General features: G+C 76.3%; 4 protein-coding genes. 2 read left to right on the top strand and 2 right to left on the bottom strand.

What is annotated here, in order from left to right:
• Positions 1-29 precede the first annotated feature (29 nt).
• Positions 30-572 carry a hypothetical protein gene (locus ACFWOG_RS38015; protein WP_329881343.1) on the bottom strand — a complete coding sequence of 181 codons (543 nt, stop codon included), beginning with the start codon at positions 570-572 and terminating at the stop codon, positions 30-32.
• A 175-nt stretch (positions 573-747) separates the two neighbouring features.
• Here ACFWOG_RS38015 and ACFWOG_RS38020 point away from each other — a divergent pair, with 175 nt between their 5' ends.
• Positions 748-3,906, top strand: coding sequence for a BTAD domain-containing putative transcriptional regulator (locus tag ACFWOG_RS38020; RefSeq protein ID WP_380364053.1), 3,159 nt, complete (start codon positions 748-750; stop codon positions 3,904-3,906).
• Positions 3,907-4,145: 239 nt separating this feature from the next.
• The gene (locus ACFWOG_RS38025) at positions 4,146-4,751 is read left to right on the top strand and encodes a hypothetical protein (protein ID WP_380364055.1); all 606 of its coding nucleotides are present in this window, start codon (positions 4,146-4,148) and stop codon (positions 4,749-4,751) included.
• 82 nt (positions 4,752-4,833) lie between these two features.
• Here ACFWOG_RS38025 and ACFWOG_RS38030 read toward each other — a convergent pair whose 3' ends face one another.
• Entirely contained in the window at positions 4,834-7,164 is a 2,331-nt protein-coding gene (locus ACFWOG_RS38030) for an MMPL family transporter (protein WP_380364057.1), read from the bottom strand.
• Positions 7,165-7,251: the final 87 nt, after the last annotated feature.

The raw sequence follows: 7,251 nt of genomic DNA on the forward strand, positions 1-7,251 counted from the left end.
GTCGGACGCGGACCACGGCACGGCTGGGGTCAGCTCCAGGGGTTGGCGGGCTGGTCGTTGATCGCGGTCCAGAAACGGGTGTTGTTCGGGATGTCGCCGTAGGCCCAGAAGGTCCAGCCACCGGTCTGGGCGAGGTCCGGACCGTAGTGGCCGTCGTGGAACTCGGCCTCGCGCCACCCGGCACCGAACGTGGCCTGGCAGACACTGTCGGCCGCGCCGCGGCTGTTGAGGCGGCTGCCCTTCACCGGGCGGCTGAGCGCCACGGTGCCCTGGGCCCAGCCGTCGTAGAAGCCGATGCTGATGCCGGCCGGGGCCGGGCTGCCGTCCACGTTGAGGCAGAGCACGGGCAGCGAGACCGACGGCGCGGTGTCGCCGTAGTAGGCGTTGCTCGACGTGCCGCCGGGGCCCCCGACGTGGACGGTGTCGTCCGGCCCGTACCCGAGGACCTCCCAGGTCATCCCGTAGTGCGTGGCCGGCCCCGGGGCGGCGTTGGCCGGAACGGCGGTCAGCGGGACCACGACGGCCGCGGTGAGGGCCACCGCGGCAGCGGCGAGGCGCTTGGTGAAGGTCATGGCTGTGTCTCCAGAGATCGCAGGCAAGTAGTGGGAACGCCCCCGGCCTTTCATCGGCCCGGTGCGGGTTCGACCCTCTCAATCGACGGCACCGATCTGGCATGATCTGGTCATCAGACCGTCACCAAACGCGACGGCCTGACAGCGCTGTGCAGCGCCCTGGGGAGGGGAACGCATGGAGTTCGCGATTCTGGGACCGCTGGAGGTGCGGACCGGCACGGCCGGCAGGGTCCGGCTGGGGGGCGACCGGCAGGAGCGGCTGCTCGCGGCCCTGCTGCTGAACGCCGACGGCTCCGTCCCGGTGGCACGGCTGGTCGACGCCGTCTGGGACGACCGGCCGCCGGCCACCGCCGACCGCCAGGTCCGCAACCTCGCCGGGATGCTCCGCCGGCTCTTCGACCGGGCCGACCCCGGTGGCCCGGCCGTGCTGCTCACCGACGGCCACGGGTACCGGATCTCACTGGACGGCCACCGGCTGGACGCCCGGACCTTCGCCGACCGGATCGCCCGGGCTCGCGCCACCGCCGCCGACGGCGAACCGGCCGCCGCGGCGACGGGCCTGCGGGAGGCGCTCGCCCTGTGGCGCGGCCCCGTCCTGGACGGGCTCCCCGGACAGCTGCTGGCGGCGGGCTCCGTCGCGCTGGACGAGCTGCGGCTGACCGCCTGGGAAGACTGTCTCGACCTGGAGGCCGCCCTGGGCCGGCACCGGGCCACCGTGCCGGAACTCACCGCGCTGGTGGCCGACCACCCGCTCCGGGAACGGTTCGTCGGGCAGTTGATGCGGGCCCTGCACCGCTCCGGCCGCACTGCCGACGCCCTCGCGGTCCACCGGCGGTTCGCCGGACGGCTCGCGGAGGAGCTGGGACTCGATCCGAGCAGCGAACTCCAGCTGCTTCACCTGGAGTTGCTCACCACCGGACCGGGCCGTCCGGACGAGCCGCGCCCGGACGGCGGCAGGGCCCGAGGGATCCGCGGCGAGCGGACGGACGACGGGGCGGGCGCCAGAACGATGGGCGCCAGAACGACCGGTGGCAGCGGGACGGGTGGCAGCCGGACGAGCGGGCACCGGCCCGCCGAGCACGGGACGGGCGGGCGCGAGCGCCACCCGGAAGCGACCGGGCAGGAGGCACCCGGCCGGTCGACGGCCCGGCAGGAGCGGACGGAGCCGGAGCGTGCGGGGCCGGCGCGGACGGGGCGGGGCGGGGCGGGACGCGGCAGCGCCACGGCGGTGGGCACCGGCCGGGACGGCACCGGACACGCCGGGCCGGAGAGACCGGCCGGGTCCGTGCCGCGGCCGGCCCAACTGCCACCGCCGTCGGCCACGTTCACGGGCCGTGAGGCGGAGCTGGCGACGCTGGACGGGATCGCGGGGCTCGACCGCCCCCCGGCCCCGGACGCGCCAGCCGGGCAGGCGGGCACCGCACGCCGGGCGAACGCCGGGCCCGGCCCGGCCCGCAGGGCGCGGGCGGCCCCGATCTGCGCGGTCTCCGGCAGCGCCGGCGTCGGCAAGAGCACCCTCGTCGTCCACTGGGCCCACCGGATGCGCGACCACTTCCCCGACGGCCAGCTCTACGCCGACCTGCACGGCTTCTCCCCGGGCCCGCCGCTCTCACCCCACGCCGTCCTGGCCCGCTTCCTGCGCGCCCTCGGCACCTCCGGCGAGCACGTCCCCACCGCCCCCGAGGAGGCCGCCGCCCTCTACCGCACCCTCCTCGCCGACCAGCGGATCCTCGTCGTCCTCGACAACGCCCACAGCGCCGAACAGGTCCGCCCCCTGCTCCCCGGCGCCCCCCAGTGCCTGACCCTGGTCACCAGCCGCACCCGCCTCGCCGGCCTCACCGCCCGCGACGGCGCCCGCCCCCTCGCCCTCGGCCTGATGCCCGCCCCCGACGCCCTCGCCCTCCTGCACCGCGTCATCGGCGACGACCGCACCCGCACCGAACCCGCGGCCGCGACCGAACTCGCCACCGCCTGCGGCCACCTCCCCCTCGCCCTCGCGATCACCGCCGCCCGCCTCGCCGAACGCCCCCACCGCACCCTCACCGACCACGTCACGGAACTGCGCGACACCGAGAACCGCCTCACCGCGCTCCAGATCGACGGCGACACCACCTCCGCCGTCCGCACCGCGCTCGGCCTCTCGTACCACGCCCTGCCCACCCCCGCCCGCACCCTCTTCCGGCACCTCGCCCTCGCCCCCACCCCCACCTTCAGCACCGCCGCGGCCGCCGCGCTGCACGGACACCCCATCCACGCCGTCCGCCCGCTCCTCGACCAGCTCGCCACCGCCCACCTCCTCACCCACGAGAACCCCGACCACTACCGCATGCACGACCTGCTCCGCCTCTACGCCACCGAACGCGCCACCGCCGAAACCGGCCCCGCCGCCCGCACCGCCGCCCGCGAACGCCTCTGTACCTGGTACCTCCACCACGCCGACGCCGCCGCCCGCCTCCTCACCCCCCACCGCCGCCGGCTCCCCCTCACCACCCCCGGCGCCTGGTACGAGTCCCCGGCCTTCACCACCGCCACCCAGGCCCGGCAGTGGTGCGAGAGCGAACACACCCACCTGCTCGACACCGTCCGCACCGCCGCCCGGCACGGCCTCGACGACGTGGCCTGGCGGCTACCGGCCGCCCTGTGGGGCTACTACTTCCTCAGCCCCCACCTCGACGACTGGGAGGAAGCGGCCCGCCTCGCCGTCGCCGCCGCCCACCGCGCCGGTGACCCCCACGGCGAGGGCCGCACCAGGAACGACCTCGCCACCGCCCTCACCGCGCTCGGCCGCCACGACGACTCCCTCACCGAGCTCCGCCGGGCCCGCGCCCTCCTCGCCTCCGTCGGCGACCGGGTCGGTGAAGCCCTCGTCATCGGCAACCTCGGCGACCACAGCCTCCACACCGGCGCCTACGGGCAGGCCCGCGTGTACCTCCAGGGAGCGCTCGCCCTGCTGCGGGCGCAGCCGGCGGACCGCCGGGACGACTGGGCGATCGGGGCCTGCGAGACCAACGTCGGCGTGAGCGCGATGCGGGCCGGCCGCACCGGGGAGGCGGACGAGTACCTGCACCGGGCGCTCGACCGCCACCGCTCGACCGGGAACCCCGTCCTGGAGAGCATCACCCTGTTCCACCTGGGCGACCACCACCGCCGTCTGGACCGGCCCGAGCAGGCCGCCGAGCGTCTCCACCAGGCGCTGGCCGTGATCGACGGCAGCACCGGGAACCCGCGGCTGCGCGCCGAGGTGCTGGCGGCACTGGCCGATCTGGGGGAACGGGCGGGCCGCGGCGAGCGGGCCGACCACGGCACGTCGACCGGCCTGCGGCGCACGGGCTGACCGTCCGGGCCGCACCGACCACGCGGACCGGCCGGCTCGGGGCCGGTTGTCGCCCGGGCGGGTGGTCGGGACGCCGGCACGGCAGGGCGGGGGCGGTGCGGCGGGCCGGGCGTGCTCGGATGGCGGAGAGTCCGGCCGGGGCCGGCACGGCGGGCCGTCGCCCCCAGGGGCTGCGGGCGTGCCGGCGGTCGAGGGGCTCCGGCGGGCCCGGGCGACCGGCCGAGGGCGAGGAGGGGACGATGCGGCGCACCGCGATGGCGGCCGTGGTGTCGGCGGCGGTGCTGGCGATCGCGGCGGTCGGACCGGCCGGGCCGCCGGTCGACGACGGGGCGGGCGCGGCGGCCGGGCAGCGGGCGCCGTCGTGGTCCGGGGACTTCGGCGGGCGCGGCGGGTTCGACGACTTCGACGACCTGGGCGGCCTCGGCGACCTCGCCGGAACCGCCGGAACCGCCGGGGCCGACGCCCTCGGCGGCTTCGGCCGGCCCGGCGACCCGGCCGGGACCGGTGGCGGACGCCTGCGGGTGCTCGCCGGGGTCCTGCGGCAGGACCGGCCCGGCAGCGGCTGGTACCTGGTCGGCGGGGCGCACCTGGCGCTCGGCCTCCAGGTCGTCTCCGCCGACCACGAGCAGATCGTGCTGCGCTTCCCACCCGCCCGCCGGGTGGTGTCCGTGCTCTGCGGGCCCGACGAGACGTACGCGCCGCAGGGATTCACCTGCGGCGCGTCCGTCTCGCTCGACCGGGTCACCGTCCGCCTCGGCCGCAACGGGCGGCCCGCCGACCCGGCCGTCACCAGTGCCGGCGAGTACGCCAACTTCTGGTTGCTCGGACTCGTCGAGCGGCGCTGACGGCCGGGGCGGGACTCTGTGGCCGGGGCGGTATCCGGAGCTGGGGCGGTACTCGGGAGCCGGGGCGGTCCCGGCGGCCGGGTCAGCGCTCGGCCGGTGCCGTCCAGGACGGCTCCGCGGCCGGTGCCCAGGCCCGGTCGTCGCCCGGGCCCTGCTCCGTCGCCTCCCACGAGCGCTCCGCGTCGGGGCGCTGACGGCCCCGTCGGCCGCCGGGGCGCACCGGCCACCAGAGTCCGCGGCCGAGCAGGACCGCCAGCGCGGGCACCAGGACGACGGAGAGCAGGAACGCGGAGAGCAGGATGCCGAGCGCCGTCGCGAAGCCGACCTGCTGGGTGGACGGCTGCGGGGTGACCGCCAGGCCGGCGAACGACCCGGCCAGTACCAGGCCCGCCGTCGCGATGGCCGGCGTGGTGTGCCGGACGGCCCTGGCGACCGCGGCCCGGGCGGGCCCGGGGCGCTCCATCTCCTCCCGGATCCGGTCGCTGATCAGGATGTTGTAGTCGGTGCCCAGCGCGACGACGAAGAGGAACAGCACCAGCGGGAGGGTGAAGTTGACGCCCGGCTTGTCCAGCGCGTGCTGGAACACCAGCGCGGACGCACCGAGGGTGGCCGCGAAGCCGAGGCCGACGGAGAGCAGCAGGACGACCGGCGCGAGCAGGCTGCGCAGCAGGACGAGCAGGATCAGCCCGATCAGACCGGCGGCGACCGGGAAGACCAACCGGAGGTCGTGGTCGACGGCGGTCGAGACGTCGGCGAAGACCGCCGGGGTGCCGCCGACGTGCGCCGCCAGCCCGTTCGGGGTGTTCGCCGCGACCGCCGCGCGGACCGGTCCGGAGACGAGGTCGCGCGCCGCGCCGGACTGCGGGTCGGCGGTCAGGAAGAGGTCGATCCGGACGGCCCGGCGGCTCTCGCTCAGTACCGGCGTGCCCGCCTGGCCGACGCCCTCGACCCGGGCGAGCGCCTTGGCCAGGCCGTCGACCGCGCCGACGGTGAGCGGGCCGCCGTCCCGCGCCTCGACGAGGACGGTGGTCGGGTCGGACACCCCGGCGGGCAGGGCGCGGGAGATCTCGGCGGCGGTGCTCTGGGCGGCGGTCCGCGGGCCGCCGCCGAAGCCGTAGTCCATCCGGATCCCGATCAGACCGGCGGCCAGCGCACCCATCAGGGCGACCGAGCCGACGACCATGGTCAGCGGGCGTCGGGCCACGAGGTCCCCGAACCGGGCGGACGCGCCCGCGGCGGGTTCACGGCGCAGGGAGCGCGAGGGCCAGAACAGGGCCCGTCCGGTGGCCGCCAGCACGGCCGGCATCAGGGTGAGGCCGGCCAGCAGCATGACCAGGACCGAGACGGCGACGGCCGGGCCGAGCACCCGGAACTGCCCGAAGCTCGCGATCCCGAGGGTGGCGAAGGCGGCGACGATGGTCAGCGCGGCCGACGTGATCGCGGTGCCGACCCGGGCGCCGACCTCGGCCGCGACGGCGCGGTGGTGGCGGTCCGGGCGGGCTCGCAACTCCTCGCGGAAGCGGAACATCAGGAAGAGGAAGTAGTCGATCCCGATCCCGAGCAGCACCACCGCGATCAGGCTCGGCACGGAGGGGTCGAGCTTGATGTCGGCCAGCAGCGCGGTGCCGACGACCGCGCCGCTCGCCACCCCGCCGATCAGGGCCACCGAGACCAGCGGCACGAGGGCCGCCATGACGCTGCGGAACACCAGCACGTTGAGCAGCATGATCAGCACGACCGAGCCGATCGAGGCGATCTTGCCGAGCGTCTCGCTGTCGTCGGCGGAGTCGATCTGCTCGGCGAGGGCGCCGGTGAAGCCGGTCCGCAGGCCGGCGTCGGCGAACTGGGCCCGGGCGCCGTCCCGGAACGCCCGGTAGGTGCCGTGCAGTCCCGGGTCCGCCGAGTTCCCGGTGAGGCTGGCGGTGAGCAGCTCGAAGGTCCGGTCCGGCGCGACCATGGCCGGGGCGACCTGGGGGACCTGCGAGTAGTCCTTCCGCAGCAGGGCCGGGGCGTCGTCGGTCACGGGCATCGTGACCTTCGACCGGCCGAGCTTCTCGGCCACCCCGGCGACGCGCTGCCGGTCCGCGTCGGTGAGCGCCGCGCCGTCGGCCCGCGCGACCAGGACGGTGACCGGGTTGGCGTCGGCCTTGGCCCCGAAGTGTTCCTGGGCGATCGTCGTGGCGGCGGCCGAGTCGTAGCTCCTGGGCAGGAAGTCGGCCGTCTGGGTCTGGGTCACCCGGAAGATCAGGGCCTGGCTGAGAACGGTCAGGAGCATTCCCAGGACCGCCCAGACGGCGATGACCTTCCACGGATTCCTGGTGGAGAATCCGGTCAGGGCGCGGATCACGATGTCCTCCGGCTGTGGTGCGACTGCCGGGGTCTCCCGGCAGATCTCAAGCTCATCAGCCCGCATCCGCCGTTTCCTCCGAGCCCAGGACGAGAACGCCACCGGGACCGCGGTCTCCCGCCCCCTCCCCGACCGGGACCGTGGTCCCGGTCC

This window comes from Kitasatospora sp. NPDC058406, from assembly GCF_042722765.1.
Classification (GTDB): Bacteria; Actinomycetota; Actinomycetes; order Streptomycetales; family Streptomycetaceae; genus Kitasatospora.